This is a genomic window from Chitinophagales bacterium (assembly GCA_020636495.1).
In the GTDB taxonomy this organism is placed as follows: Bacteria; Bacteroidota; Bacteroidia; order Chitinophagales; family Chitinophagaceae; genus UBA5543.
The window spans coordinates 2,350,209-2,376,802 of record JACJXQ010000008.1; the positions used below are offsets into that span (position 1 = coordinate 2,350,209).

Annotated in this window: 19 protein-coding genes, 2 tRNA genes and 3 rRNA genes; 12 read left to right on the top strand and 12 right to left on the bottom strand. The window is 45.1% G+C overall.

From position 1 onward, the window contains the following. Positions 1–103: 103 nt before the first annotated feature. Positions 104–799 (bottom strand): hypothetical protein, encoded by a 696-nt coding sequence (locus tag H6550_10380; GenBank protein MCB9046532.1) that lies wholly within the window; start codon positions 797–799, stop codon positions 104–106. After that, complete coding sequence (locus tag H6550_10385) at positions 799–3,111, bottom strand: Rv1355c family protein (GenBank protein ID MCB9046533.1); 2,313 nt, start codon at positions 3,109–3,111, stop codon at positions 799–801. The genes H6550_10380 and H6550_10385 overlap by 1 nt, the downstream gene beginning before the upstream one ends. Positions 3,112–3,249: 138 nt before the next feature. On the opposite strand from H6550_10385, the gene H6550_10390 reads away from it, so the two are divergent. From H6550_10390 to rluF, 4 genes are all read left to right on the top strand, one after another. Continuing rightward, positions 3,250–3,723 (top strand): response regulator, encoded by a 474-nt coding sequence (locus H6550_10390; protein MCB9046534.1) that lies wholly within the window; start codon positions 3,250–3,252, stop codon positions 3,721–3,723. Between the two features lie 63 nt (positions 3,724–3,786). Next, entirely contained in the window at positions 3,787–4,560 is a 774-nt protein-coding gene (locus H6550_10395; GenBank protein ID MCB9046535.1) for a glycosyltransferase family 2 protein, read from the top strand. Positions 4,561–4,591: 31 nt separating this feature from the next. Further along, on the top strand, positions 4,592–5,002 hold the full coding sequence (locus H6550_10400) for a hypothetical protein (protein MCB9046536.1): 411 nt from the start codon (positions 4,592–4,594) through the stop codon (positions 5,000–5,002). 3 nt (positions 5,003–5,005) lie between these two features. After that, positions 5,006–5,890 carry a 23S rRNA pseudouridine(2604) synthase RluF gene (gene rluF / locus H6550_10405; GenBank protein MCB9046537.1) on the top strand — a complete coding sequence of 295 codons (885 nt, stop codon included), beginning with the start codon at positions 5,006–5,008 and terminating at the stop codon, positions 5,888–5,890. A 42-nt stretch (positions 5,891–5,932) separates the two neighbouring features. Here rluF and H6550_10410 read toward each other — a convergent pair whose 3' ends face one another. The 6 genes from H6550_10410 to H6550_10435 form a co-directional block, all read right to left on the bottom strand. Beyond that, the gene (locus tag H6550_10410) at positions 5,933–7,120 is read right to left on the bottom strand and encodes a hypothetical protein (protein ID MCB9046538.1); all 1,188 of its coding nucleotides are present in this window, start codon (positions 7,118–7,120) and stop codon (positions 5,933–5,935) included. Between the two features lie 148 nt (positions 7,121–7,268). Further along, positions 7,269–7,376 (bottom strand): 5S ribosomal RNA (rrf, locus tag H6550_10415). A 117-nt stretch (positions 7,377–7,493) separates the two neighbouring features. Next, positions 7,494–10,383: ribosomal RNA gene (locus tag H6550_10420) — 23S ribosomal RNA — on the bottom strand. A gap of 177 nt (positions 10,384–10,560) precedes the next feature. Next, positions 10,561–10,634, bottom strand: a tRNA-Ala gene (locus H6550_10425). Positions 10,635–10,680: 46 nt separating this feature from the next. After that, a tRNA-Ile gene (locus H6550_10430) sits at positions 10,681–10,754 on the bottom strand. 133 nt (positions 10,755–10,887) lie between these two features. Continuing rightward, positions 10,888–12,420 (bottom strand): 16S ribosomal RNA (locus H6550_10435). The 16S, 23S and 5S rRNA genes sit together here with 2 tRNA genes alongside, the layout of an rRNA operon. A gap of 186 nt (positions 12,421–12,606) precedes the next feature. Here H6550_10435 and H6550_10440 point away from each other — a divergent pair. Continuing rightward, a complete protein-coding gene (locus tag H6550_10440; GenBank protein MCB9046539.1) occupies positions 12,607–12,753 on the top strand; it encodes a hypothetical protein in 147 nt (48 codons plus the stop codon). Positions 12,754–13,074: 321 nt separating this feature from the next. Here H6550_10440 and H6550_10445 read toward each other — a convergent pair whose 3' ends face one another. Continuing rightward, positions 13,075–15,570 (bottom strand): ligase-associated DNA damage response DEXH box helicase, encoded by a 2,496-nt coding sequence (locus H6550_10445; protein ID MCB9046540.1) that lies wholly within the window; start codon positions 15,568–15,570, stop codon positions 13,075–13,077. A gap of 232 nt (positions 15,571–15,802) precedes the next feature. Beyond that, positions 15,803–16,597, bottom strand: a complete 795-nt coding sequence (locus H6550_10450; protein ID MCB9046541.1) for a T9SS type A sorting domain-containing protein — start codon at positions 16,595–16,597, stop codon at positions 15,803–15,805. A gap of 519 nt (positions 16,598–17,116) precedes the next feature. On the opposite strand from H6550_10450, the gene H6550_10455 reads away from it, so the two are divergent. The 4 genes from H6550_10455 to H6550_10470 all read left to right on the top strand — a co-directional run bounded on the left by H6550_10455 (position 17,117) and on the right by H6550_10470 (position 21,255). Beyond that, positions 17,117–17,977: a hypothetical protein gene (locus tag H6550_10455; GenBank protein MCB9046542.1), complete on the top strand. Its 861-nt coding sequence runs from the start codon at positions 17,117–17,119 to the stop codon at positions 17,975–17,977. Between the two features lie 362 nt (positions 17,978–18,339). Continuing rightward, positions 18,340–18,984, top strand: coding sequence for a response regulator transcription factor (locus H6550_10460; GenBank protein MCB9046543.1), 645 nt, complete (start codon positions 18,340–18,342; stop codon positions 18,982–18,984). Between the two features lie 5 nt (positions 18,985–18,989). Continuing rightward, positions 18,990–20,867 carry a PAS domain-containing protein gene (locus tag H6550_10465; protein MCB9046544.1) on the top strand — a complete coding sequence of 626 codons (1,878 nt, stop codon included), beginning with the start codon at positions 18,990–18,992 and terminating at the stop codon, positions 20,865–20,867. Positions 20,868–20,880: 13 nt separating this feature from the next. Next, complete coding sequence (locus H6550_10470; GenBank protein MCB9046545.1) at positions 20,881–21,255, top strand: response regulator; 375 nt, start codon at positions 20,881–20,883, stop codon at positions 21,253–21,255. On the opposite strand, the gene H6550_10475 is transcribed toward H6550_10470, so the two are convergent. Continuing rightward, on the bottom strand, positions 21,227–22,045 hold the full coding sequence (locus tag H6550_10475) for a class I SAM-dependent methyltransferase (protein MCB9046546.1): 819 nt from the start codon (positions 22,043–22,045) through the stop codon (positions 21,227–21,229). The genes H6550_10470 and H6550_10475 overlap by 29 nt on opposite strands. A gap of 96 nt (positions 22,046–22,141) precedes the next feature. Here H6550_10475 and H6550_10480 point away from each other — a divergent pair, with 96 nt between their 5' ends. After that, on the top strand, positions 22,142–22,696 hold the full coding sequence (locus H6550_10480) for a hypothetical protein (GenBank protein MCB9046547.1): 555 nt from the start codon (positions 22,142–22,144) through the stop codon (positions 22,694–22,696). A 19-nt stretch (positions 22,697–22,715) separates the two neighbouring features. Continuing rightward, on the top strand, positions 22,716–24,269 hold the full coding sequence (locus H6550_10485) for a methylmalonyl-CoA mutase (protein ID MCB9046548.1): 1,554 nt from the start codon (positions 22,716–22,718) through the stop codon (positions 24,267–24,269). Here H6550_10485 and H6550_10490 read toward each other — a convergent pair. Continuing rightward, positions 24,266–25,351, bottom strand: a complete 1,086-nt coding sequence (locus tag H6550_10490) for a DUF3810 family protein (protein MCB9046549.1) — start codon at positions 25,349–25,351, stop codon at positions 24,266–24,268. The two genes, H6550_10485 and H6550_10490, sit on opposite strands and share 4 nt — an antisense overlap. A gap of 92 nt (positions 25,352–25,443) precedes the next feature. On the opposite strand from H6550_10490, the gene H6550_10495 reads away from it, so the two are divergent. Continuing rightward, the gene (locus tag H6550_10495; GenBank protein MCB9046550.1) at positions 25,444–26,499 is read left to right on the top strand and encodes an efflux RND transporter periplasmic adaptor subunit; all 1,056 of its coding nucleotides are present in this window, start codon (positions 25,444–25,446) and stop codon (positions 26,497–26,499) included. Positions 26,500–26,594 lie beyond the last annotated feature (95 nt).

The window sequence follows — 26,594 nt, forward strand, 5'->3', positions numbered from 1 at the left end:
ACAATTTTTTTTTGAGGTAAGTGATCGTCAGCACTTGCATGTAGGGTGCTGAAAATAGCCAGGAGGGAAACAAAAAAAAGACGACAATATGCTTTCATTACTCTTAATCCTTATTAGGCAGCAACAAGTTGTATGCAACTTCAGTTTCTCCTTTCTCACCCAGAACTATTGTATTGCTGACAGGCTTCTCAATATAAGAAAATATTTCTTTTCTAAACCCATCGGCTGCAGTATTTAATCCTTCAATATCTTTTACAACCAGGGCAGTTGCCACAAGATCCAACTTAGGATATATGAATGTACCGTTATTACCGATAGATGTTTCAATTTCAAATCCTGCGGCCTGGCACATACTCACCGTATAAGGTGCGCACAGCACAAACAGGCTGTCCATTTTTAGCCTGTTGGCCATGGCAACTCCTAATTTTGTAAGCAGGATACTTACACCTTTGCCGGCTATGGCCTTTGCATTCCATAAACCACACAGCTCACCGGTAACCTTATTATCTGCGTAATCTGCTACCAGGTCAAATATCCTTTTCTCTACTACAGACACCGCTTCTTCTATCGGAAGCGGATATTTCTTATTCACCATGTGTATGCGCTCACCACCAACCACAACGCCTGTGTCCTCCATCTCAACCAGCGCAACGTATACATCGGGATTGTAAAACCAATCGTTTTTAGAGGATGTAACTTTGGTCACACCATAATCCCTCAGAACGTTCGCATGTCCTTCTGCGAAACGCCGGCATGATTCCAGATCATCAATAGCTCTAAATACCCTGATCTTTAACATTACTCTCTATAGAATATATCTTTTTTGTTCCTCCTTAATGACCTCACACCCACCTTGTCGGTCTGTGCAAGTTTCATCAGAAAGACTTCTGAATATTCTCCCTCATCCTTATTGAGCAACGGGAATATCTTTAAAAAGCTTTCCCGCAACCCTGCAAGTTCTTCTTTAGCGAAACCAGGTAGTTCTTCTCCCTTTCCAACTACCATCCTGCTAAAAAAGAAAACAGGCGACAACATCGGGTGTACCGTCACACCTTGTGTATTGGCGTATATCCAAACCCGTTGCACCGCCCTACCTGCATTTACCAATTTTTCATGTTCAAAACCAGGTATAGCAAATAACAATGCTGCAGACGCTGCTTTCATTGTTACTTGAGAATATCTTCTGAAAGCATCTCCTTTGCCCCACTCCGATAACAGGCTGATAGCTGACCAATCAGTACCTACTCTAAATGCAGCCTTTTCACCCTGCGTCAGGTCAACTGCATCCAACTCAATACCATCGCGTGTCATTTCCGCATGCTTGCTGTTCCATCTCACTTCACTGTAGAATTCTTCGTGCCCCTGGGGGTGCAGCATTCTTATCCTGTCGCAAGCAGCCATGATACGGCCCAGTTCATCAAGATCATCCTCTTTATCAGTATGGAGCAACTTAACGTCGCTACTTCCAGTAACAAGATAGTCTATTTGCTGATAAAATTCAAAGGGTAGTTTTTTACGTTCGCCCAACATACGGTTGGTACACCGGGTATAAATGTTTTCGGCAAGTAATTTATCCTCCCGTCCGGGTTGTACACCTGTCTTTTCGAAATATATTGCTGCAATGAGTTTAGGTTCTCCCCGCAATGGAAAGATCTGCACATTGTCTTTTAGCCCCATCAGTTGAGCCTGCAGGTGAACGTTCTCTATGGCAGTGCCCAACCCCATATGTGCTCCCATCTCTGCAAAATCTCCCCACGACCATGACCTGAACTTGTCATGAAACAACAATAACCATCCATTTGTATACAACCACTTCCAGGGCTGGTTATTACCGGCAGATGGCGCAATAATAGCTGCATCTACAAGTTTGTCCAACTCTTCATCCGAAGGTTGATAGCCTATTGTCTCCAGTTGCAATCGAGAAACAATCTCTTTCATCTCGTTCAGTTCCAATGGCTGAAAGGGGTTACTGAAATGAGGCGCCTTTTGATCCGGCTTTTTCTTGTCTGATACCAACTCATCAAAATCTATATAATACCTGCCGGAATCATGAAACTGGTCGAGCAATATCCTGCGGGCTGTATCAGTTGTGAGAGCACCACCTAATACAACAGATGACGCCAGTTGCGGCCATGTATTAATAGATTGCTCTACCTCCATCATAGATGCCTTCAACCTTGTAGATATTGTATCGGCACCCACCATTTTTAGTATGTACGGTATCTTCTGTTCATTGGTCAGGTCTTTGATCATTTCAGGATTAAGATCGCCGGCAAGACCATGCATCACCGGCCGGTCCGGCTCCAGGTCAAACCGTTCCACATCCAGCATTCCCCTGTCATTGGTATCCATTACTACCGGTATCTTTAATGCTCTTGCTTTAAAACGGCTTTGTATCTTGATGTCCAGGCCATCACAAACCTCTACCAGCAGGTCCAGTTTCCTTCCTCCTTCAAAAAACTCATTGATATTACGGTCTGTAATACCCTCGTTAAAGACTTTTACATTTAAATACGGGTCTATTTCAAGTATCTCTCGTGCTGCCAGTATGGTCTTTTTTAACCCCAGGTTATGCAAGCCTGTTCGTATGCGGTTCAGGTTGCTCAACTCTACTGTATCAAAATCAGCAAGTCTTAACTCACCGCAAATACGCTCCATGGCAATTGTTAAAGCTATAGACTGCCCTACTGACAAACCTATGATACCAATAGCTTTTGTATTCAGGTATTCCTGTTCAGCTTTGGTGAGTTTATAGCGGTTCCTGTTCGTTCTTACTTCAACAAACTCCTCCTCATCCAGCAAATGAATTACCTTTTTTGACCATGGATAGTATACCCAGACACCATACTCTTCAGGATTGCGCCCGGCCAAATGTTTTTCTACCAATGCGGGGTATTCATCATCTTTGATCTTGACCTTAGGGTTGAGTATTTTAACCAGTTCCCTGAGTTGACCATCCAATTCATCAATTACTGTAATACTTTTATCAGAGCTGATGAGGGCCTCCAGCCTCTGTTTGGCACCCTGTTCTGTTAGCCTGTAAAAATCAGGTTGATACACAGTATTGATTTCTTTACTATTTTTGAAGACTTCTTGATTATTGTCTGACATGATCCGGAGAAGTATTAGTGTATATGTAACGTAAAAATGTCCAGGATACAAGGATAAAAAAATAAATAAATTCCGTTTTGTATATTTTTTTTCCTACATTGTACCTGATGCAAATGTAAAGCTAATTATTGCATTAAAATGGGAGACACAAAATTAGATAAGATCAAAGTGCTGTATGTGGATGACGAGGAACATAACCTGATGTCGTTCAAGGCTACTTTCCGGATCAAGTACAAAGTATTTACAGCCATCAGCGGTGAAGAAGCCATTAAAATAATGGACTCTGAGGCAATAGACATCATCATTACAGATCAGCGTATGCCCAATATGACGGGTGTGGAGTTCCTGGAAAAAATACTGGAAAAACACCCCGACCCTATGCGCATATTACTTACCGGCTATGCCGACCTGAATGCTGTAATAGATGCGGTGAATAAGGGTAAGATTTTCCATTACCTGACAAAACCATGGAATGAGGAAGAACTGGATATGACCATACAAAGGGCGTATGATATCTATAAGCTACGTAAAGATGAAAAAGAACTGACTGAAAAGCTGGGTGTTACCAATTCACAGTTAGAGTTCCTGCTCAGACAGCAGCTATTATCATAGTCCACGCAATAAATACTATTTTTACAACCCGGGAGCTACTTCCGGGTTTTTTAATAAAAGTTCATGATAAAGCTTAGTGTAGTCATCATAACACTAAATGAAGAAGCCACCATTGAGCGATGCATACAGTCTGTAAAAGATATTGCGGACGAGATCGTAGTGGTGGACAGCTTATCTACAGACAATACCGTAAGTATAGCTAAACAATTAGGTGCAAAGATTGTACTGCAACCGTTTACTGATTATGTAACCCAGCGAACTCTGGCTACAGAAGCCGCAGCAAACGACTGGATATACTCAATTGATGCGGATGAAGCTTTGAGCCCCGAACTTAGCCATAGCATACTGGCCGTAAAGCAAAACCCGCAGTATAAACATTATAATCATAACAGGTGTACCAACTACTGCGGCAAATGGATAAGGCATGGCAGATGGTATCCTGACAAGAAAACAAGGCTGTTCGACAGGACAAATGGTAAATGGGCGGGGTTAAAAGTGCACGAATATTGGCAGCCTGCCGGCAACAGCCCTGTTGGCAACCTGAAAGGCGATCTGCTGCACTATAGCTTCAACTCTATTTCTGACCATATAAGACAAATAGAAAAATTCAGCGAACTGAGCGCCAGGGCGGCCGTGGAAAGAGGTAAAGATTGCAGCATATTAAAAATATGGCTGGTACCTAAGTGGAAGTTCATCACCGACTACATTATCAGGGCAGGTTTTTTAGACGGATATTGGGGGTACCTGGTATGTAAGTTGTCATCAATGGAAGTAAGAATAAAATACGCCAAAATACGCCAGTATGCAAGCTGGAAAAGAGAAGGCAACATTTTTTAAAACCATTTTTACAACATTAAAAAAAAATTTTATGAAAGAGACATTGAAGACGTTATCTATTACAGCTTTCACTGCCATGATCGTTATGGCGGTATTTTCATTCAGGCCTGCACCGGCTGAGCAAGGGGTAACCTATGAGTACTTCCAGTTCTCAACTATAGAATCTGTTATCCCCGGAGGTATGGGACGGTCAAGAATACTTACCACCGACAACAACGGACAATTGCTGGAGAAAGACCTGAAAAACTTTTATAGCATGGTAGGACTGAATTTTAAGAATATTGCCAACAACGACCAGGCTATTGTTGAACGCATCAACGGATATAGTAACGAAGGATGGGAGCTGATGAGCGTGGTAACCGGCTCGCATGCGCAAACATCTGAAGGTTCAAGTTCGGGCGGATTGTTCATCACCCGCTACCTGTTCCGCAGGGCAAAATAATATATGCATACACATAACAACAATGAGGCAGAACTGGTAAGCCTGAATAAATACATCAGTTCCACCGGTTTCTGCTCGCGCAGAGAAGCAGATAAATATATTGAACAAGGCAGGGTCACCGTAAATGGTGAGCCTGCTTTTTCGGGTACACGTGTAGCTGACAGCGATACGGTAGAAATAGATGGAGAAAAACTAAAGGGCACCAAAAAGAAAACTACCATATACATCGCCCTGAACAAACCAGTGGGTATCACCTCTACTACCGACCTGAAAGACAAAACCAATATCATTTCCTTTATCAACTACCCTAAAAGGATATTCCCCATCGGGCGACTGGACAAAGACTCTGACGGGTTGATATTCCTGACAAACGATGGAGACATAGTCAATAAAATATTACGCGCGGGCAACTTTCACGAGAAAGAATATATAGTTACCGTCAACAAAGCTCTTACACCTGAGTTCATTCAACAGATGAGCAACGGTGTGCCTGTCTTGGGGAAGATGACCCGCAAATGTATTGTAAAAAAAGAGGGTAATAAAAGATTCCGCATCATACTGACACAAGGCATGAACAGGCAGATACGCCGCATGTGCCAGCACCTGGACTACAAGGTTATGTCATTGACAAGGGTACGTATTATGAATGTACACTTAGGTAACCTGCCCGTAGGCAAATGGCGATTGCTCACCCAACCGGAAATAGATGAAATGAACAGGCTGGTTGCTTCTTCCAGCAAAACACAATCAGCAGAAGAAAGGACTGTAAAGGAAAAACACACCCAACAGAAACAAGAGGTAAAAACAAAACAACTACCTAAGAACAACGAACAAAAGTCACCCGCAAAACCCAAAAAGAAGAGTTATAAGGAATGGCGAAAGAGATAACATACCGCAATAAAACATCTACTGCTCAATCCTGTACAGCAACTAATTGTGCGGATCATAATCGAGTGCTTTCAGGGCATACCTTTTTGTGTCATTGCTAAAACCACCAACAACAAGCGTTACGGTAAAGGGATTGCCCGTAAAGTCTACAGCTCCTGTTAGTGCATAATTTACAATGTTATATTTAGCTCTCAATCCGACATAAACGGATTGACCTATATAGTACCTGTACCCAACACCAAAATTGAAATTGTAAGTCCAGGTAGATTCAGCTTTTAGATTATTTATGGTATCTGCATCTATCGCGTCAAAGCCATCCAGTCCTATTCCTGACAATACCAGCAACTCGTTTTTCTTTTTAGACCAGGTGCAGTACCCTGCATCCAAACCTATGTACCCACCAAAATACTTATCTGTAACAACAACAGATTGATCAGATCGTACACGTTTTGCATTATAAGGTGTTTTCGATCTTAAAAAGTTAAATGCTACTGTTAGATCTGTAGTTAGCTTTTTATATCTCATACCCATTTGTCCACCTACGCGTGGGTGTGTCCCCAGTATCGTGATATTGCCTGTTGGTATCCACACACCTCCCAGTAACGACCAATGAAACTCAGGCCTGTTTATATATTTATTTACCAGCTTATAGTACTCCTTGCTAATGTTGCTGCGCTCATATCTTCCCGTCTGTAAACTTAAATAGAAGTGTTCTGTACTATATCCATAAAACCTGCACAATAGATAATTTACCGTATTGGTGTCTTGTTTCAATTCTGCACACTTCATTTTAAAAAATTCCGTAGAAAAACTATCAAACTCCTGCCCCACAGGCACATAACCGAAATATGGCTGACTATAATCATATGGCAGGTAGTTCCTGTTCTGTATCATTTCTGCCCTATGCATATAGTTTTCGAAATGATCAAAATTTTGCTCGTTTACAAATGAGTCAGCGTCACCACCTTTAGCAATTGCCAATATGACCCTTGCCCTGAAAATAGGTTCACGCGTACCGCACTTACCCTCCCAGTAATTCAGCACCTGATCCGCTGAGTCGTATTGACGTGACTGTATAAACCCGGCAAATGAAATGGAACTTTGGTGTGCAATATCAGAACATTCAAAAGGCTTTTCGTACATATACCTTTTAGACACCGGCTCAGTCTGGCATGCAGCCCTGTAGGAGAGGCATGAGATAATGATAAACAGAGTTATTCGGATATGCATAATTCAAGAATATACAACTAAGGTAAAGATTGTAATTCAATGCCATATTTCCCTAAGGCTATTATTGCAATTAATAGACAATCGCCTATATGGCATTTCCCTAAAGCAAAAGACCCCTCAACAAAAAAGTTGAGGGGTCTTTCAGTAAATATGGCAGCTACCTACTCTCCCGCCTTAGCAGTACCATCGGCCATGAGGGGCTTAACTTCTCTGTTCGGAATGGGAAGAGGTGAACACCCTCGGCAATACCACCATAAGATCTTTAGTCATTGCCTTTTGGACTATAATAATATCGACATATCGGGAACAATTGATCTTGTATTAACGAACATGATTCTTAAAAAACTTGTTCTGATCTACCCTTCAAGAGTAAATAAAGTTAAAGCTTACGTGCAATTAGTACTACTCGGCTTTGATGTCACCACCTTTACACCTGTAGCCTATCAACGTCATCGTCTTTGACGGCACTTAAAAGTAAATTCATCTAGTGGAAGGTTTCGCGCTTAGATGCTTTCAGCGCTTATCCTGGCTGTACATAGCTACTCTGCACTGCACCTGGCGGCACAACAGATACACCAGCGGTACATACGACCCGGTCCTCTCGTACTAAGGTCATGTCCACGCAATTTACTAACGCCCACCACAGATAGAGACCGAACTGTCTTGCGACGTTCTGAACCCAGTTCACGTGCCACTTTAATGGGCGAACAGCCCAACCCTTGGGACCTTCTCCAGCCCCAGGATGTGACGAACCGACATCGAGGTGCCAAACCTCCCCGTCGATATGAGCTCTTGGGGGAGATCAGCCTGTTATCCCCGGAGTACCTTTTATCCTTTGAGCGATGGCCCTTCCATACAGAACCACCGGATCACTTTAGCCTGCTTTCGCACCTGTTCGGCTGGTCAGCCTCACAGTCAAGCACCCTTATACTAATACGCTCTATGTACGATTACCAACCGTACTGAGGGCACCTTTGCGAGCCTCCGTTACTTTTTAGGAGGCGACCACCCCAGTCAAACTACCCACCATGCAATGTCTCCCATCTTCAATGGGATTAGACTCTAAATAACAGAAGGTTGGTATTTCAACGATGACTCCACAAATGCTGGCGCACCTGCTTCACAGTCTCCCAACTATACTACACATCTGTTATCCAAAATCAATGCAAAGTTGTAGTGAAGGTTCACGGGGTCTTTTCGTCCCGTGGCGGGTAACCGGCATCTTCACCGATACTACAATTTCACCGGGCTCGCGGAGGAGACAGTGTTCAACTCATTAGACCATTCGTGCAGGTCGGAACTTACCCGACAAGGAATTTCGCTACCTTAGGACCGTTATAGTTACGGCCGCCGTTTACCGGGGCTTCAGTCGCAAGCTTCAGATTACTCCTGACAAGCTTCCTTAACCTTCCGGCACCGGGCAGGTATCAGGCTCTATACGTCTTCTTTCGAATTTGCAGGGCCCTATGTTTTTGCTAAACAGTTGGTTGAACCATTTCACTGAGTCCCGCCGAAGCGGGATAGCTTTATCCCGAAGTTACAGCTATAATTTGCCTAGTTCCTTCTCCGCGGCTCACCCGAGCGCCTTAGAATACTCATCTCGACTACCTGTGTCGGTTTACGGTACGGGTTGTTAATAACATAACTTAGAGGTTTTTCTCGTGAGCAGGATTACAGCCACTATCTCGCCGGCCGAAGCCTTAGAGTACTATCACGTTCGTCACATCCGGCGGATTTGCCTACCAGACGTATAACTACACGCTTTAACGAGGTATTCCGTCACCTCGCGGGCTTTTCACTTCTCCGTCACCCCATCGAATTATTAACAAGTACTGGAATATTAACCAGTTTTCCATCAGCTTCCCCTTTCGGGTACGCCTAAGGACCCGACTAACCCTGATCCGATTAGCGTTGATCAGGAACCCTTAGTCTTTCGGCGAAGCAGTTTTTCACTGCTTTTATCGTTACTTATACCTACATTTTCTTTTCTAAACGCTCCAACATACCTTACGGTACACCTTCAACGCAGTTTAGAATGCTCCCCTACCATCACGCCCGAAAGCGTGATCTATATCTTCGGTACTATGTTTGATGCCCGATCATTTTCCGTGCCCGAACCCTCGACCAGTGAGCTGTTACGCACTCTTTAAATGAATGGCTGCTTCCAAGCCAACATCCTGGCTGTCTTAGGGTTCGAACTTCGTTTGTTCAACTTAACATAGATTTAGGGACCTTAGATGATAGTCTGGGTTATTTCCCTCTCGGCCATGGACCTTAGCGCCCACAGCCTCACTGCCATACATATATCATAGCATTCGGAGTTTGTCAGGGTTTGGTAGGCGGTGAAGCCCCCTAGCCCAGTCAGTAGCTCTACCTCTATGATACATTAATTTATGACGCTGTTCCTAAAAACATTTCGGGGAGAACGAGCTATCTCTCAGTTTGATTGGCCTTTCACCCCTATCCACAGGTCATCTCAAAACTTTTCAACGTTTACGAGTTCGGCCCTCCAGTTAGTTTTACCTAACCTTCAGCCTGCCCATGGATAGATCACAAAGTTTCGCGTCTGCCCCCACTGACTATATCGCCCTATTCGGACTCGCTTTCGCTGCGGCTCCGTTACTTAAGAACTTAACCTCGCCAGTGAGGAGCAACTCGTAGGTTCATTATGCAAAAGGCACGCCGTCACCCCAAAGGGCTCCGACCGCTTGTAAGCGTACGGTTTCAGGTACTATTTCACTCTCCTGTTCGGAGTACTTTTCACCTTTCCCTTACGGTACTGGTTCACTATCGGTCACTAAGGAGTATTTAGCCTTACCGGATGGTGCCGGCAGATTCAGGCAGGATTCCTCCGGTCCCGCCTTACTCAGGATACTACGCGTCCCGGACAATTTACACCTACAGGGCTTTCACCTTGTTTCGCCCAACTTTCCAGATGGTTCAGTTTGATGTCCGTTTCTAAATGTAGTCCTACAACCCCAGGGGAGCACGCCCCCCTGGTTTGGGCTTTTCCCTGTTCGCTCGCCACTACTTAGGGAATCATTTGTTATTTTCTTTTCCTCCGGGTACTTAGATGTTTCAGTTCCCCGGGTTAGCTCTCTTTCGAGTAATACACCTTCAGTGTATTAGGTTGTCCCATTCGGAAATCTATGATTATATCGCTTGTATGCAGCTTATCATAGCTTATCGCAGCTTACCACGTCCTTCATCGCCTCTTAGTGCCTAGGCATCCACCATACGCCCTTATTCGCTTTAAATATTTTTAGTGCTTTAGAAAAAACACGTTCTACAAAAAAAATTGCTACCCAATATGTCAAAGAACTTCGAGATCTTAAAAAACCTCTTGCTGATGTTAAGGACTTGAACCCAATGTACAGCCTGGTTACTGTTACATCATTTATATCTTACCACTCAATACCCATCCCCTCAGTCAAAAAAAGTGGAGGATATCGGAGTCGAACCGATGACCCCCTGCGTGCAAGGCAGGTGCTCTAGCCAGCTGAGCTAACCCCCCATCGGTAATAAGATACCTTACTATTATTAAGAACTTCAAAAAAAAGTAGACCCGCCCAGACTTGAACTGGGGACCTCTACATTATCAGTGTAGCGCTCTAACCACCTGAGCTACGGATCTATTTAAACCCCAACCCCTAAAGGGGCACAGTTTCATCAGATCCTTACTTCCGCATTAACCCCTAAGCGGCAGAACTATTCTACAAAGAACAATATCTTGAAAGATGGAAAAAAAACAACAGCTACCAGGCTCTAGCTCTAAAAAGGAGGTATTCCAGCCGCACCTTCCGGTACGGCTACCTTGTTACGACTTAGCCCCAGTTACCAGTTTTACCCTAGGCGGCTCCTTGCGGTTACCGACTTTAGGTACACCCGGCTTCCATGGCTTGACGGGCGGTGTGTACAAGGTCCGGGAACGTATTCACCGCGCCATTGCTGATGCGCGATTACTAGCGATTCCAGCTTCATGAGGTCGAGTTGCAGACCTCAATCTGAACTGAGAAGAGGTTTTTGAGATTAGCTTCCTGTTACCAGGTCGCTGCCCTTTGTCCTCCCCATTGTAGTACGTGTGTAGCCCTGGGCATAAAGGCCATGATGACTTGACATCGTCCCCTCCTTCCTCGCGTCTTACGACGGCAGTTTCTTCAGAGTTCCCACCATTACGTGCTGGCAACTGAAGATGGGGGTTGCGCTCGTTGCGGGACTTAACCCAACACCTCACGGCACGAGCTGACGACAGCCATGCAGCACCTTGCTAGCAGTGTATTGCTACAAAATCGGCTTTCACCGACGGTCTCCTAGCATTCTAGCCCAGGTAAGGTTCCTCGCGTATCATCGAATTAAACCACATACTCCACCGCTTGTGCGGACCCCCGTCAATTCCTTTGAGTTTCATCCTTGCGGACGTACTTCCCAGGTGGATTACTTAATGCTTTCGCTCAGACACACACTGTGTATCGCGTATGTCGAGTAATCATCGTTTAGGGCGTGGACTACCAGGGTATCTAATCCTGTTCGCTACCCACGCTTTCGTGCCTCAGCGTCAATGTTCGTTCAGCCAGCTGCCTACGCAATCGGTGTTCTATATCATATCTATGCATTTCACCGCTACATGATATATTCCGCCAACCTCAACGAAATTCAAGATAAATAGTATCAAAGGCAGTTTCCGGGTTGAGCCCGGAGATTTCACCTCTGACTTAAATATCCGCCTACACACCCTTTAAACCCAGTAAATCCGGATAACGCTTGCACCCTCCGTATTACCGCGGCTGCTGGCACGGAGTTAGCCGGTGCTTATTCATATGGTACCGTCGGACGGAGTAGAAACCCCGGTTTTCTTCCCATATAAAAGAAGTTTACAACCCAGAAGGCCGTCATCCTCCACGCGGCATGGCTGGTTCAGACTTGCGTCCATTGACCAATATTCCTCACTGCTGCCTCCCGTAGGAGTCGGGCCCGTGTCTCAGTGCCCGTGTGGCTGGTCGTGCTCTCACACCAGCTACCCATCGCCGACTTGGTGGGCCGTTACCCCGCCAACTATCTAATGGGACGCACGCCAATCCTTTACCAATAAATTTTTAATGAAAAGAAGATGCCTTCCTCGCATACTATGGGGTCTTAATCCGAATTTCTCCGGGCTATCCCCCAGTAAAGGGTATGTTGCGTACGTGTTCCGCACCCGTTTGCCGGTCGCCAGCGTCCGAAGACCTGCTGCCCCTCGACTTGCATGTGTTAAGCCTGCCGCTAGCGTTCATCCTGAGCCAGGATCAAACTCTCCATTGTAAATGAATTGTTCGTTCACTGACTAATTACTCATTTTTTAAAAAAGAGAATCAGACGTGTAACTTAATTTGTTACGCTATTGTGGTTCCCGCCATCGGCGGGACCTTACCTGGCAATACAGAACTTCATCTGTATCGCGCTGTTGTTTTTTTTTATTTCCAATCTTTCAAAGAACTTCAGAAATCTTCATGGCAAAATACCACCCGATCTCTTCTGTAAGTGATGAGGAGTTGAACCCCGATCCGCAGCCTCTATACCGCTTCACTATTACTATTTTAAGAACTCCTTGTTATCTTTCCGTTACCGCTTTCCCCGCTAACGGAGTGCAAAGGTAGAAGGTGTTTTTCAATTTGCAAAATGTTTTTTAGATATTTTATTTCGCTATAAACACCCTGATAATCAATGTGTTCCGTTATGTTAAGAGCTATCCTTTTTGCGAAGGGAGTGCAAAGGTAGAAAAGTATTTTTACCCGCCAAATTTATTTTCAAAATTTCGAAAATAAATTTCCTGACTTGCTGCACTGAAAAGAACTTCGTTTTTTGGGACGGCAAAGATACAGCGCCCCATTATTTCTGCAAAGGATTTTTTCATTTTCAGGCATAGTAGTTATCCACACAGCTGTATGCAGCCACTCTACACGGTTTCCGCCATTTAGCTATACTGAGCCTGCCTCAGCCTGCATACGTTTTATGCGGTCCTGCAGCTTTTCACTGGTCAGTTCTTCACGCAGGCTATCTACTTTTATAGGGAAACAAAACGGTGTGAGCGTATCAGGACGCGCTATGATTATTTTACTGTTGGCGATACGCACCAAAGCATCATACAGGCGGGGGGCTTCCAGTTCATGTGTCAGCACCTCCCGGTAAGCCTGTTGCAGCAGCAAACTATTAGGCTCATTATCTACCAATACATCATACAGCAACCCTGTTGAGTTCTGCAAATGCCGCTGCTTTTTATACTCCCCGGGAAAACCCTGGAATATCAATCCTGATATCACTGCAACATCCCTGAACTTACGGCGTGTCATCTCGGTAGCATTCACGCTGCGCTGCAGGTCGGCATACCAGTTATCCGGCGAGAACAAAGTATGTATATCTTCTTCGCTTACAGGTATGGGCTGGTCGCTCAGCAGTTCAAAACCATAATCATTCATGGCGACGGACAGTGTTATGGGCTTGATCTTCGTCAGCCTGTATGCCAGCATAGATGCCATAGCATGGTGCACCAGCCGCCCTTCAAAAGGATATACGAACATATGATACCCGTCCTTGGTATTGATGAACTCTACCAGCAACTCATCTTCTTTAGGTATGCGTGAATGTTCGCGCTGTGTATCAAACAACGGTTGCAGAAACTCCAGCAACTCGTTACCGGCAGGGTTCACTGATGCCTGCTGAAATGCCTGCCTGAGCACCAACCCCAGGTTGGCAGAAAGAGGCACCCTGCCCCCACCCCATGCAGGCACACGGGCATTGGCGGCGGTCGACTTACGTACATACACCACCATATCTTTCACCTGCACCAGCTCAAGCTTGCGCCCTGCCAGCACAAAGGCATCCCCGGGTGTAAGGCTGGAGATAAAGTACTCCTCTATAGTACCTACATAGCCTCCGCTCATGAACTTTACCTGCATAATAGGGTCGCCGACAATAGTACCCATATGCATACGGTGCCGCATAGCCACCCGCCTGCTGGTGACACGGTACAGCCCGTCTATACAAACCACTTTATGATATTCGTCGTAGCCGTGCAGCGTTTTGCCACCTGTTGTTATAAAAGAGAGCATCCAGTCCCACTCATCGTTGGCCAGGTCTGCATAACAATGGGTGGTCCTCACCTCTTCCAGCAGTTCGTCACTGACAAAACCATCACCCGTAGCAATGGTCACCATATATTGTATCAGCACATCGTAGGCCAGCACTACCGGTGTGCGGCTTTCTATTATCTCATCTTCATAGGCTTTCTTTAGTGCGGCGGCCTCTACTATCTCCAGCGAGTGTGTAGGCACAAAGTGTATATTACTCACCTCACCCGGGCGGTGACCGCTGCGCCCTGCCCTCTGCATGAACCGCGCTATCCCCTTGGGGCTGCCCACCTGTATCACCGTATCTACCGGGCGAAAGTCTACACCAAGGTCAAGGCTGGCGGTACACACTACTACCTGCAATGTTCCCTTATGCAGGTTTTCCTCCACCCACAGGCGCAGGTCCATATCAATACTGCTGTGGTGCAGGGCTATAGCCCCTGCCAGGTCGGGCGCCACATCCAGCAGGCTCTGGTACCAAAGCTCCGTTTGCGAACGCACATTGGTGAACAACAGTGTTGACTTATTATTCCTGATAACGGGCAGCACATGGTCCAGCATCCTGAGCCCCATATGCCCCGCCCACGGAAAACGCTCTACCGTTTCGGGCAATATAGTATGTATAGCCACCTCCTTGCGCAGGTCCGAACGGATAATGACACCATTATCCTCTGTACCCAGCAGCACGGCCATCGCCTCCTCCAGGTTGCCGATAGTAGCAGAGATACCCCAAATTCGCAATGGCATTAGGATGTCTCCGTCTTCTTTTGGGTTTTGGGTTTTGACTTTTGACCTTAAATACCTGATATGAGCCAGCGCAAGCTCCACCTGCACGCCCCGCTTACTACCCAGCAACTCGTGCCATTCGTCTACCACGATACATTTCAGGTGTTTGAAAAACCGGGCAGGATCTTTAGACGCCAGCAACAGGTGAATACTCTCCGGCGTGATGAGCAATATCTCGGGCATATGCCTTTTCTGCTTTTCACGGTCGGCAGTGGTGGTGTCTCCGTTGCGGATAGACACCTGCCAGGGAATGCCCAGCTCTTCCAGTGCTTCGGTCATGGCGCGGGCAATATCTTTGGCCAATGCCCTTAAGGGCGTCACCCACATCAGTTGAAGGCCATTGTTGATCTTTGTGGTATAATCGGGAGTATGATTGATATGGTCGATGACCACCGCAAGGAATACCGAATAGGTTTTGCCAAAACCCGTAGGCGCATTCACAATACCACTCTGCCCCTCCACATACATCTGCCACGTCTCCTCCTGGAAAGAGAACGGCTGCAGTCCTTTTGCAGACAGCCAGTTTTGTATCACCTGTAAGCCTTTGTTTCGGGGCATCATGCAATAATAGCATATTTGAATTATGTATCTCATCCCCCTATCTCCCCGTTCGGCGTAGTCCCCTGACTACGTCGTAAAGGAAACAAATCCCCTGATTTGTCACAACTGGTCTGAGCCACCGCTCAGTCCCTAGACAAAACAAGCATCCGCTTGAATAACTGCAATTCCTTTTCTGATTCCCACAATAGTCCTTTGAAAACAACACCTGTAAAATCAAAGTTCAGCAAAAACACTAATTGAATATGACCTTACCGGTAATAACGGCACCAGAACTAACCCCTGTAACCTTATAAACATATACACCCGTGCTGTAATCACCCTTTACAGATACTACACTACCCGCCTTTGCTCTTTCAGTAAAAACTATATCTCCTACCTTGTTATAAATCGTCATATTGTAATCATCTACCAGGTCCGGCAACTTGATGTTTACCTTACCATGTGCAGGTTGTGGGTATACCTTCACTTTGTAATCTGTAATAGTATGTTGCATTACATTCAAGGTACTGTCTGCGCAATTGAATTTAAACGGATGTTGAGGCGTAATTGTACTGCCCTTATTAGAGAAGCATATAAGATCTGACGATATTACAGGAAAAGCCAGGTTAGTTTGCACTAATGAGCCAATACCCTCAACCACCCAATAGTCTATATAGTAATGACTTACACTCTTGTAATGCATAGCTTTGTGTGCAATGCCATTTATGTTTATAGTGATTAAAGAATCAACATAATATATTGAATAGTTAGCACCGGGATCAAATACTGAATCGCCTACCTGGTAATTATAATCGTATAAAAGATATTCATTACCATTTGGTGCATTTATACCATAAACTTTATGTGTAGTTGTATCTTCCCTAAGATATTTTTTATAAGAGTAAGTCCAGGGGCCGGAAGTTCTTACCGATGACCAGTATTCCTCATACTCATTATACACAACACTATCTATCATTTTTGTGCCTGTAAAGTATCTATGTACAGAAACTGTGTCTGTATAACCAGGATGGCCTACATGAGAGTCCATATAAGTAAAGTACCATCTGTTTGAGAGGTCGGAAATGTGTATTTTTTGAGCGAAGATATCTGTTGTGATAAATAACAGGCTATATAGGAGTACAAAGGCTTTCATTATTAAAATGCTTATACTCAAATATAAACAAACGATCATATAGATTTCATTCTTTTTGTTATCTGCAAGTCATTTTTTCATTCTCAAAGCCCATCAATCAAAAAAATCACAATTCAAGACAAATAAAATTCCCCAACTGGTCTGAGTGTCTCGCTCAGTCCGTAGACAAAACAAGCATCCACTTGGGTAACTACATTTCCGTTCTTTATGGTCACAGCCTATCAAAAACCAAACTAATCCCTGTCCTGACAAATTCGGGAACAGTTCAAGAAAAATTAAATTTTACAAAAACAATAAAATAACGTATATTTGCCTACATAAACAAAACGGATAATACCCACATTATCCCATTCTATCACCTTGATTCCATTAGCTAATAAGCTAATTACCGAATCAGCTAATCAACATCACACTATGAAAATAGAACACGAACTGTTCGCCCATCATTACATCCTTACGGGCGATAAAGAAGCAGCCTACCGGAAGGCATATCCCAAAGCATCAGGCGAAGCACTGAAAATTGCGGCGCGCAAACTCATCAACCGTCCCGAAGTACGGGACTATATTACGCAGCAATTGACAGCCGTGCGTCGCGAAGCCGCAGACCGTTACCAGGAAGAACAGCAGCAACAGATGGAAGCGGAAAAAGCCACCATGCTGCTGAAACGCAAAAAGCTGTGCGATATAATAGAAGGCAGGGCGAAACAGAAAAAGTATTTCAAATTCAAAGACAGAATAGAAGTGATTGAGGTAGACTATACCCCCTTCGAAGTAATGCGGGCTATTGAGCTGGACACCAAGATAGAGAACGAATGGTACAGGCGCTACGGCAAACAAAATGCGGAACCTGCTCAACACCAGTCCAAACCCGAAAAAGACATCCGCGAACTGGAACGCAGGTATATTAAAAGCTACGAACGGACGGAATTTCTTTACGGCCCCGACTATATGGCAGGCTTAAGGGCCGAAATGGTAAGAGACAACCCCCACATGGCAAAACAATACGCTGAAAAAGGGTTGAGGGTGCTGGACTATATCCCTTCCAACGAAGACCTTGAGCGCATGAAGGCGGAACACGAAAAACGGTTTGAAGAATGGCGCGAGCACAAAAAGTTCATAGAAGAGCGTGAGGACGAGTACGAAGCCATCATCCATGAAATAGAACAGGGCAACCGGATTATCATCCCGGACCTGCCCGACCCCGCGTCTTTACCCACCACAAACCCCGGGCAGCACATCCCGAAGATCATGACACCCCACCCAAAAACGAGATAAACCGAACAAAGTGAGCTAGATGAGACAAATGAGAGACATATATCTACGATATCAAACGATACAAAACGATATAAACGCGTTCGGCGTAGTCCCCTGACTACGTCGTAAAGGAAGCAGATCCCCTGATCTGTCACAATATCAACAAAAACTACTAACATTAGTGATACGGTCGGGGTCAGCCAGGTACTACCTTTGTAACATTCCCGTAAATAGGCCCGGGAACAACTGAAATTCAGTTTGTTAGCAGATTGTTACACGGTAGTTACAGGCATGTTATCCGGGTGGGTACAATTCAGTATACTAGCAACAAAATTCAGATATTTGCCATAAGTAAGAGAGAGCCAATAAAAACACGAAAACATATGGAGAAAAAAACTATTGGCATATTGGAGGATAACCACTCACTCAGGCAAAATATCGAAAGGTACCTCACCGCTATGCAAAGCTATGATATAGCTTTCTCGCACCCGGGCATCGGGGCATTGACCAAAACAGAACCTGCACAACCTGACTATATATTGCTGGACGTGCACCTGAACGACAGCAACGGGCTGGAACACATCTCGGAAATGAAACAACGTTTCCCGGACACGTCGGTTATCATCATGACCGGCGACAACAGCGACCAGCTTATTATGCAGGCGTTTGAGAATGGGGCGAGCGCCTATATCTACAAGCCATTTAAACTGGCTGAGATAACAGAGACCTTCAAAAAGCTGGAAACGGACGGCAGCTATATGCAGCCGGCAGTAGCCACCAAGCTTATAGGCATGTTGAAGAAACGGGATGTGATAGCCGAATTACAGGTACAGTTCGACCTGACGGAACGTGAAACGGAGATCATACGTTGCATGAAGGATGGATTGTCATACAAACAGATAGGCGAACGGCTGTTCATATCGCACCACACGGTGAACCACCACCTGAAGAATGTATACCTGAAAATGGATGTTACTTCGAGAAATGAACTGGTAGCTACTTATTTCACGCAAAATAAAAATCATTAGCAGGTATGGTAAAGACGATGCAACTGGTTTTTAATACGTTCTCTTCAGGGCTGCTGGTAGAAAATACGGACAGGCAGATCATGTATGTGAATAAGAAGTTCCTCGAAATTTTCGGCATTGATGCCAAACCCGAAGAGCTGGAAGGGATGGATTGCGCGGGAACAGCTAAAGACTTCATGCACCTGTTCAAACACCCCGACTTGTTTGTAGAGGACATAGAAGAGATACTGCAGGGAGGAAAAGAACAGAAAGACCAGGTAGAATTGGCGGACGGGCGTGTATTCGTACGTAAGTACTCTCCAATATATGATGAAGGTAAGTTGCATAGCCATGTATGGAACTATGAGGAAGTAACGATACTGAAAGAAAAGGAAGATGAACTGCTGCATCAAAAAGAGTTCTTCCATACTGTTCTCAACGAGATACCGGCCGACGTAGCCATATTCTCGCCACAGCACCGCTATATATACCTGAATAAAACGGCGATTAAAAGCGATGGGATACGTAAATGGATGATAGGCAAAGATGATTATGAGTACGTAGAAATGAGAGGCCTGGACGTTTCTATTGCCGATGAGCGAAGAGCGAAATTCAATAAAGCTAAGGACTCGCGCGAGGCAGTGTCCTGGATAACCGAACACCCCACCCCGGACGGAAAGAAAAATTATGTACTGCGCATATTCTATCCGTATATCAATCCGAAAGACGAAATGGAATTCATGATCGGCTATGGGGTGAACATTAACCAGCAAAAAGAAGGCGAACTGGCGGTAGCACTGGAAAAAGAACGCTTCCGCACACTGATAGACACCCTCAACGATGGTGTATTCCAGATGACCTTTGATGCAAATGTTCAGTTCTGCAACCGGGCTTTCCTGAACCTGATGCACCTGGGAGAAATGGATATAAAAGGACAGTACCGCGCCGAGGTGATGGAAAACGTATATCCTGAAGACAGGAAACTTTTGTATGCCGCCTTCGATACCCTGAAAGACACGCACCTGCCTCAGCAGGGTGTCTTCCGCAGGCTGAACCCCGACACGGGAGATACAGCCCATATCGAATACTACATTTGGTGCAGGCGCACCGAAGCGGACGGTGAAGTGGTAGCAGGCCGGCTAAGTGATATCACGGAACGCACGCTACGCGAAGCGAATATGCAACGTCTTATCACCAAAGAAAAAGAACTCAATAACCTGAAGTCGCACTTTATACATATCACCTCGCACGAGCTGCGTACGCCACTTTCAGTTATCATGTCGTCGGCGGAGATACTGGAGATGTGCGAGACCAGCGGCGAAGAGGTAGCAGCCATGATAGATACGCATGCCATGACATCGGGTATCGTTAAAGAAGTGAACCGCATTACAGACATACTGGACGAACTACTGATGGTAGGAAGGATAGAGAGTGGCAAGATAAAATTCGAACCGGTACAGGTTGATGTCAGGGAATATATACATAGCGTAGCGGGAGAAATGTTTATGCCGCATGCAGACGGGCGCAGCCTGCAGATACATATCGACGATGAGGTAAAGACCGCCTTCTTTGATAAGAGCCTGATGCGCCATGCTATTAACAACCTTGTGGGCAACGCATTTAAATACAGTCCTGGTAAAGAAGCGCCTGAACTGAGTTTATACAAGAGTAGCAACAACCTGGTAGTTGAGGTAAAAGACCACGGCATTGGTATACCACAGGAAGAACTGGATAACCTCTTCACCTCTTTTTATCGTGCCAGCAATGTGGGCAACATATCAGGTACAGGAATTGGCCTCATGGTGGTAGAACATGTAGCCAAAACACATAACGGAACAATAACAGTAACAAGCAAACAAACGGAGGGCTCTGTATTTACCATGCAGATACCACTGAAAAAATAAGGAGATAAGAAACATGTCTAAACAAAAAGTATTAATAATTGAAGACGATCCCGGCATAGCCAGCATGCTCAGATCTATTATGCTGATAGCAGGGGTGCAGGCAATTCATGCGGACTCCGGTAAAAAAGGACTGGAACTACTAGGCACTGAAAATATCGGCATGATCATTTGCGACATTATGTTGCCAGACATTATTGGCTATGACATACTGAAGCAGGTAAGAGCAGAACAGGAAACACATATACCCTTTGTATTCCTCACTGCCTTTGCCGATCCCGCAGATGTACAACGCGGGCTCAATGCCGGTGCAGACAGGTACCTGACCAAGCCTTTTGCGGCAAGCACATTGCTGAAAGCTATTAAAGAATTGATGCCTGTAACTGCTTAACGGCCATAAGGCTGTACATCATAGGTATTTTACCACCTATACCTTTTATCTGCCATTTGCCGGGTTCCACCTGCTCTGTATTAGCAAAGCAATTGCATGGTGAATAATCATACTCTCTGACCTGTTCTATAGACAACCCGGCATTGATAAGGCTCTGCAGCACATCACTCATAGCATGGTTCCACCCTATCTCCTCCATCTGCATATCGGCATTTCGGTCGGCATAGGTCCCTTGCTCGTTCTCTATAATAGGCGCTAAGTTAAAGTAAGAATATTGAATATGACTGAAACCGCTATCATACATCCATACTACCGGGTGAAATTCTACAAACACCAACCACCCACCGGGTTTCAGCATTTTTGCCACGACATCTGCCCAGCGTTGCATATCCGGCAGCCAGCCTATCACGCCATAGCTGGCAAACACAATATCAAATTGCTCCCGGACATTTTCTGGAACGGCATAAGTATCGCTGCGTACAAAACGGGCATCAAGTTTCAGTTCATCGTTCAGCTTTTGCGCGTAGGCAATGGCTTCGTCAGAAATATCAGTACCTGTTACCCGCGCTCCCATCCTGGCCAGCGAAAGGCTGTCCTGACCGAAATGGCATTGCAGGTGAAGTATGTCCTTACCACGAACATCGCCCAACAAGGCCAGTTCAGGCTCTTTCAACGAAGTAACGCCTTTCAGCCACCCTTCCATATCGTAAAACTCCGAACCTGTATGGTGTTTGGTCTTCTCGTTCCAGAGTGCGCGATTTATCTCAAAGTATTCCTGTTCTGTACTCATGATAACTTTTCTTCTATACTTGATTTTGCTGTAAAATACCGAATAACCAACCGAAACTCATTATTTTGCAACCATATAAAAGTCAAAAAACAACAAATGGATAGTTTCTTAGGCACTTTTCTTGAAATATTGAAGTACACATTGCCCGCCCTTATCATGCTGATGGTCACTTATATGATCGTCAGTAAGTTCCTTACGGAGCAGACCACCCGCAAGCAGTTGGCACTATTCCACGAAACGCAGAACATTACCATACCCATGCGCCTGCAGGCATATGAGCGGCTTACACTCTATGTAGAACGTATCAAACCACGCAATCTATTGAACAGGGTGTACCAGAAAGATATGAATGTAGCCGTATATGAAGCTATGCTGGTACAGACCATCAAAGCCGAATATGACCATAACCTGGCACAGCAGATATATGTCTCCCGCCTTGTATGGCAAACAGTAAGTGGTGTAAAAGAGCAGGAAATAAACATCATCAATACCATGGCCCGCAGGCTGAATCCCGAAGCACCGGCCAAAGAATTACATAAAGCACTGATGGAGTATATTCTGAGTGACGAAGGCGAACAACCTACTGATGTAGCATTACAGATCATTACTGACGAATCCAGGCGTATTCTGACACACGGGCCACAGGCATAACTTTCAAAACACAGGAATAGTGAGCGATAAACAATTCAAGACCGATTCAGGCATAGAGATAAAAGAAGTATATACAGAACCCGTAGAGATGACGGAACTGCCGGGCGAATATCCCTATACCCGTGGTGTACATGCATCTATGTACCGCGACAGGTTATGGACCATGCGCCAATATGCAGGTTTCAGCACGGCTGAGGAATCAAACAAGCGCTACCACTTCCTGCTTAGCCAGGGAGTTATGGGACTGTCTGTCGCTTTCGACCTGCCTACACAGATCGGCTATGATTCTGACAGCGAGATGGCGGAAGGCGAAGTAGGTAAAGTAGGCGTGGCTATTGACTCTCTGGAAGATATGGAGATACTCTTCAAAGGCATTAAGCTACAGGACATCTCCACCTCTATGACCATAAATGCAACCGGTTTTATCCTGCTATCATTATACATAGCACTGGCAAAGAAACAAGGCGCCGACATTAAAAAGATATCCGGCACTATACAGAACGACATATTGAAAGAATACGCGGCACGTGGCACATATATCTATCCGCCCAAGCAATCCATGCGTATCATAACAGATATATTTGAATATTGCAGCAAAGAAGTACCCAAGTGGAACACTATTTCCATTTCAGGTTATCACATTCGTGAGGCTGGTTCTACCGCTGTACAAGAGCTGGCCTTTACATTGGCTAATGGTAAAGCATACCTGAAAGCCGCTATTGAAAAAGGACTGGATATTAATGTATTTGCCAAACGTCTTTCTTTCTTCTTCAATGCACATAACAACCTTTTTGAAGAGGTAGCTAAGTTCAGGGCTGCCAGACGTATGTGGGCCAAAATAACCAAAGACCTTGGCGCAACAGACCCCAAAGCACAGATGCTGCGTTTCCACACACAAACAGGAGGTAGTACGCTTACCGCACAACAACCCAAGAATAATATCGTACGTGTTTCTTTACAGGCGCTGAGTGCTGTTCTGGGCGGAACACAGTCACTACATACCAATGGTTACGACGAGGCTTTATCTCTGCCTACCGAAGAGGCGGCAAGTATCGCATTGCGTACCCAGCAGGTAATAGCCTTTGAAAGTGGTGTAACGGAAACCGTAGACCCATTGGCAGGCTCATATTTTGTCGAGAACCTGACCAACGAGGTAGAAGCCGAAGCATGGAAACTGATAGACAAAATAGACGTTATGGGCGGTGCGGTAAAAGCTATTGAGCAACGTTTTGTACAGGAAGAAATAGCACGTTCATCATACCAGTACACCCAGGACATTGAATCCGGTACCAAACCCATTATCGGTGTCAACAAATTCGTAACTAAAGAGGCCGAAAAACCACCTGTATTCAGGATTGATGACTCTATTCGCAAAGTACAGTCTGAAAAGCTGAACGCACTACGCGCCAAACGTGATAATGACAAAGTACAGCAATGCCTGTCAGCTATAAAAGATGCAGCTATTGGCACAGAAAATCTCATGCCTTTAGTCATAGATGCAGTAGAGAACCTTTGTACACTCGGCGAAATATCTGACACACTCCGCAGTGTTTGGGGCGAATATAAAGGCTAAGGGATAGGTAGCTTTTTACTCCTGCGCAAGGTGTCGTTCTGCTCCCATGCCCAGGCGGTAATTACAGAGCGGTTATAACTACCTATGCCCTCTTTTTGCTGCAGCATCTTCAGGTAAGTATCATACAGACCTGTGCTGTACTTGCCAAGGTCGCCTTTATAGCGTTCACGTATCTGGTGCAAAGTATCCAGGTGGTGTAATGTCAATGGATTGAGTATGGCTTTCATTTCATCTGCCAGTACAGAGTCCCTGCGCCTTAGTCTGCCATGATTGTACAGCCACATATTGAGATAAGCAGAATACCGGAAAGTAGTATCTTCTGACTCTACGCTTATAGTGTAGGCCAGCAGGTTAGCATCATCTTCAGCAGCTATGCCAGCCTGGTGAGCCATTTCATGCAGTACAACAAACGGCAGCATAAAAGGAGGCAGGAACCGATTCACCTGCGCCTCGCCTGTTATGGGGTTATAATAACCTTGTATACCCAGGTGCTGCATGAGGTAGCCATATACCGATGGCTTGATATTCAGTCCATGCAACCTTGCTTTACAATCTGTATATTCCTTGTAATAATGCATAGCATCTTTGCGCACCTTCATAAAATACAATGGCTGGTAGCTTCCTGCATACTCATTAAGCTTCATGCTAAGAAAACGGTCATATGCCAGCTCTGTCGAATCATCATTCCACTCAGAAACGTCCATATGCCAGTAGTTGGTCAGCGATGGTTTGTAATAGTTGCCACCCCAGCCCAGCAGGAACAGCAAGTACACACTCGCTGCAAATATGATCGTATTGAGTATTGAATGCGTGAGCTTATGCACATTACTTCGTACTGTCAACAGGTAATACAACCATTTGAAGGGTAAAATCACCAGGAACAGCCCTAAAACAAAGTAAAAAAGGTCGCCGAAACTGAGCTGCGACCAGCCAAATATAATATTACGTACCGACTGGAAAGGAACGAATATATAATCAGCGTATATAATGGTCCAGTTGGGCCTGTATGGCAATACCACCTGCACTAATGTCAGCAGAAATACGATCACACACAACCCGATTAGCTTTTTCTTATACTGCATACAGTTTTTACAATAGCCTCATTTACAGTCCGCAAAATTTATATCAATATATTTGCCAGACTTATTCTAAGTTATTGATTAAAGTAATATAAATGAACCGTGGTAAAAACATTTTGGGATCAGGGGTATTAGTGATAGGTATGGCTGCAATGCTCTCCGCTTGCAAGGATAAAACTGAAGCACCCAAAGGTGGTGGCAAACCACGTGGTCTGTCGGCCATAGGATATGTAGTAGCTCCGGCTTCCTTCTCCGACCTCTATATCGCCAGCGGCTCACTATTGCCAAACGAAGAAATAAACATTCTGCCTGAAGTATCCGGCCGCGTTACAGGTATACACTTCAATGAAGGTTCTGCTGTAGCACAAGGCCAACTATTGGTGCAATTGTATGATGAAGAAATAAAAGCGCAATTGCAAAAGCTTAAAGCTCAGCGCGAGTTGCAACTAAAGACACAACAACGTCAAAAGTCACTGGTAGATATTGGCGGTATCAGCCGGCAGGAGTATGAGACAACGCAAACACAGGTGCAGTCCATTGAAGCAGATATCGCATATGCGGAAGCGCAACTACGTGCCACCAAAATAATCGCACCCTTTTCAGGCAATATCGGCATACGCAACATCAGTGTAGGTGCCGTGGTTACCCCTTCCACTATCATCACTACCTTGCAACAGACACATCCGTTAAAAATGGATTTCAACGTACCTGACCAATATAGGAATTCGGTAAAAAATGGCAAAAAGGTACTTTTCTCTGTCAATGGTATGCAAGACACTTTAACGGGCACAATCACAGCTGTAGATCCGGGTGCTGATGCCGTTACACGTACTATACGCGTAAGGGCATCTGTTCCTAACCATGATAAGAAACTCGTAGCCGGCTCATTCGCACGTATATTGGTGCCGTTGCAAAGCGATAGTAACGCCATTATGGTACCGTCACAATCTGTGATACCTACTACCAAAGACAAACTGGTAGCCGTAGTACGCAATGGCAAAGCCGACATGGTAAAAGTAATACTGGGCGCACGTACGGAAGATAAGGTTGAGATTCTCAACGGATTGAGCAAAGGCGACACTATCCTGACGACAGGCATCATGCAGGTAAAACAAGGTATGGATGTGACCATTACAGGGCTAGACAAATAAGCATTTACATCTTTGGACTATCTCTGTATGAGCCGTGGGTTTATATTAACATTTCATACTTATCAGAGCCTTGCTTTTTAGTTAACTTTACGCCC

Excerpts from the sequence above, each read along its gene's own strand:
- H6550_10380 (MCB9046532.1), bottom strand. The coding sequence starts at position 799 with ATGTTAAAGATCAGGGTATTTAGAGCTATTGATGATCTGGAATCATGC.
- H6550_10470 (MCB9046545.1), top strand. The coding sequence starts at position 20,881 with ATGTCTAAACAAAAAGTATTAATAATTGAAGACGATCCCGGCATAGCC.
- H6550_10475 (MCB9046546.1), bottom strand. The coding sequence starts at position 22,045 with ATGAGTACAGAACAGGAATACTTTGAGATAAATCGCGCACTCTGGAAC.
- H6550_10385 (MCB9046533.1), bottom strand. The coding sequence starts at position 3,111 with ATGTCAGACAATAATCAAGAAGTCTTCAAAAATAGTAAAGAAATCAAT.
- H6550_10450 (MCB9046541.1), bottom strand. The coding sequence starts at position 16,597 with ATGGACTCTCATGTAGGCCATCCTGGTTATACAGACACAGTTTCTGTA.
- rluF (MCB9046537.1), top strand. The coding sequence starts at position 5,006 with ATGCATACACATAACAACAATGAGGCAGAACTGGTAAGCCTGAATAAA.
- H6550_10495 (MCB9046550.1), top strand. The coding sequence starts at position 25,444 with ATGAACCGTGGTAAAAACATTTTGGGATCAGGGGTATTAGTGATAGGT.
- H6550_10455 (MCB9046542.1), top strand. The coding sequence starts at position 17,117 with ATGAAAATAGAACACGAACTGTTCGCCCATCATTACATCCTTACGGGC.
- H6550_10390 (MCB9046534.1), top strand. The coding sequence starts at position 3,250 with ATGGGAGACACAAAATTAGATAAGATCAAAGTGCTGTATGTGGATGAC.
- H6550_10410 (MCB9046538.1), bottom strand. The coding sequence starts at position 7,120 with ATGCATATCCGAATAACTCTGTTTATCATTATCTCATGCCTCTCCTAC.
- H6550_10460 (MCB9046543.1), top strand. The coding sequence starts at position 18,340 with ATGGAGAAAAAAACTATTGGCATATTGGAGGATAACCACTCACTCAGG.
- H6550_10440 (MCB9046539.1), top strand. The coding sequence starts at position 12,607 with ATGGCAAAATACCACCCGATCTCTTCTGTAAGTGATGAGGAGTTGAAC.
- H6550_10480 (MCB9046547.1), top strand. The coding sequence starts at position 22,142 with ATGGATAGTTTCTTAGGCACTTTTCTTGAAATATTGAAGTACACATTG.
- H6550_10445 (MCB9046540.1), bottom strand. The coding sequence starts at position 15,570 with ATGATGCCCCGAAACAAAGGCTTACAGGTGATACAAAACTGGCTGTCT.
- H6550_10400 (MCB9046536.1), top strand. The coding sequence starts at position 4,592 with ATGAAAGAGACATTGAAGACGTTATCTATTACAGCTTTCACTGCCATG.
- H6550_10465 (MCB9046544.1), top strand. The coding sequence starts at position 18,990 with ATGGTAAAGACGATGCAACTGGTTTTTAATACGTTCTCTTCAGGGCTG.
- H6550_10490 (MCB9046549.1), bottom strand. The coding sequence starts at position 25,351 with ATGCAGTATAAGAAAAAGCTAATCGGGTTGTGTGTGATCGTATTTCTG.
- H6550_10395 (MCB9046535.1), top strand. The coding sequence starts at position 3,787 with ATGATAAAGCTTAGTGTAGTCATCATAACACTAAATGAAGAAGCCACC.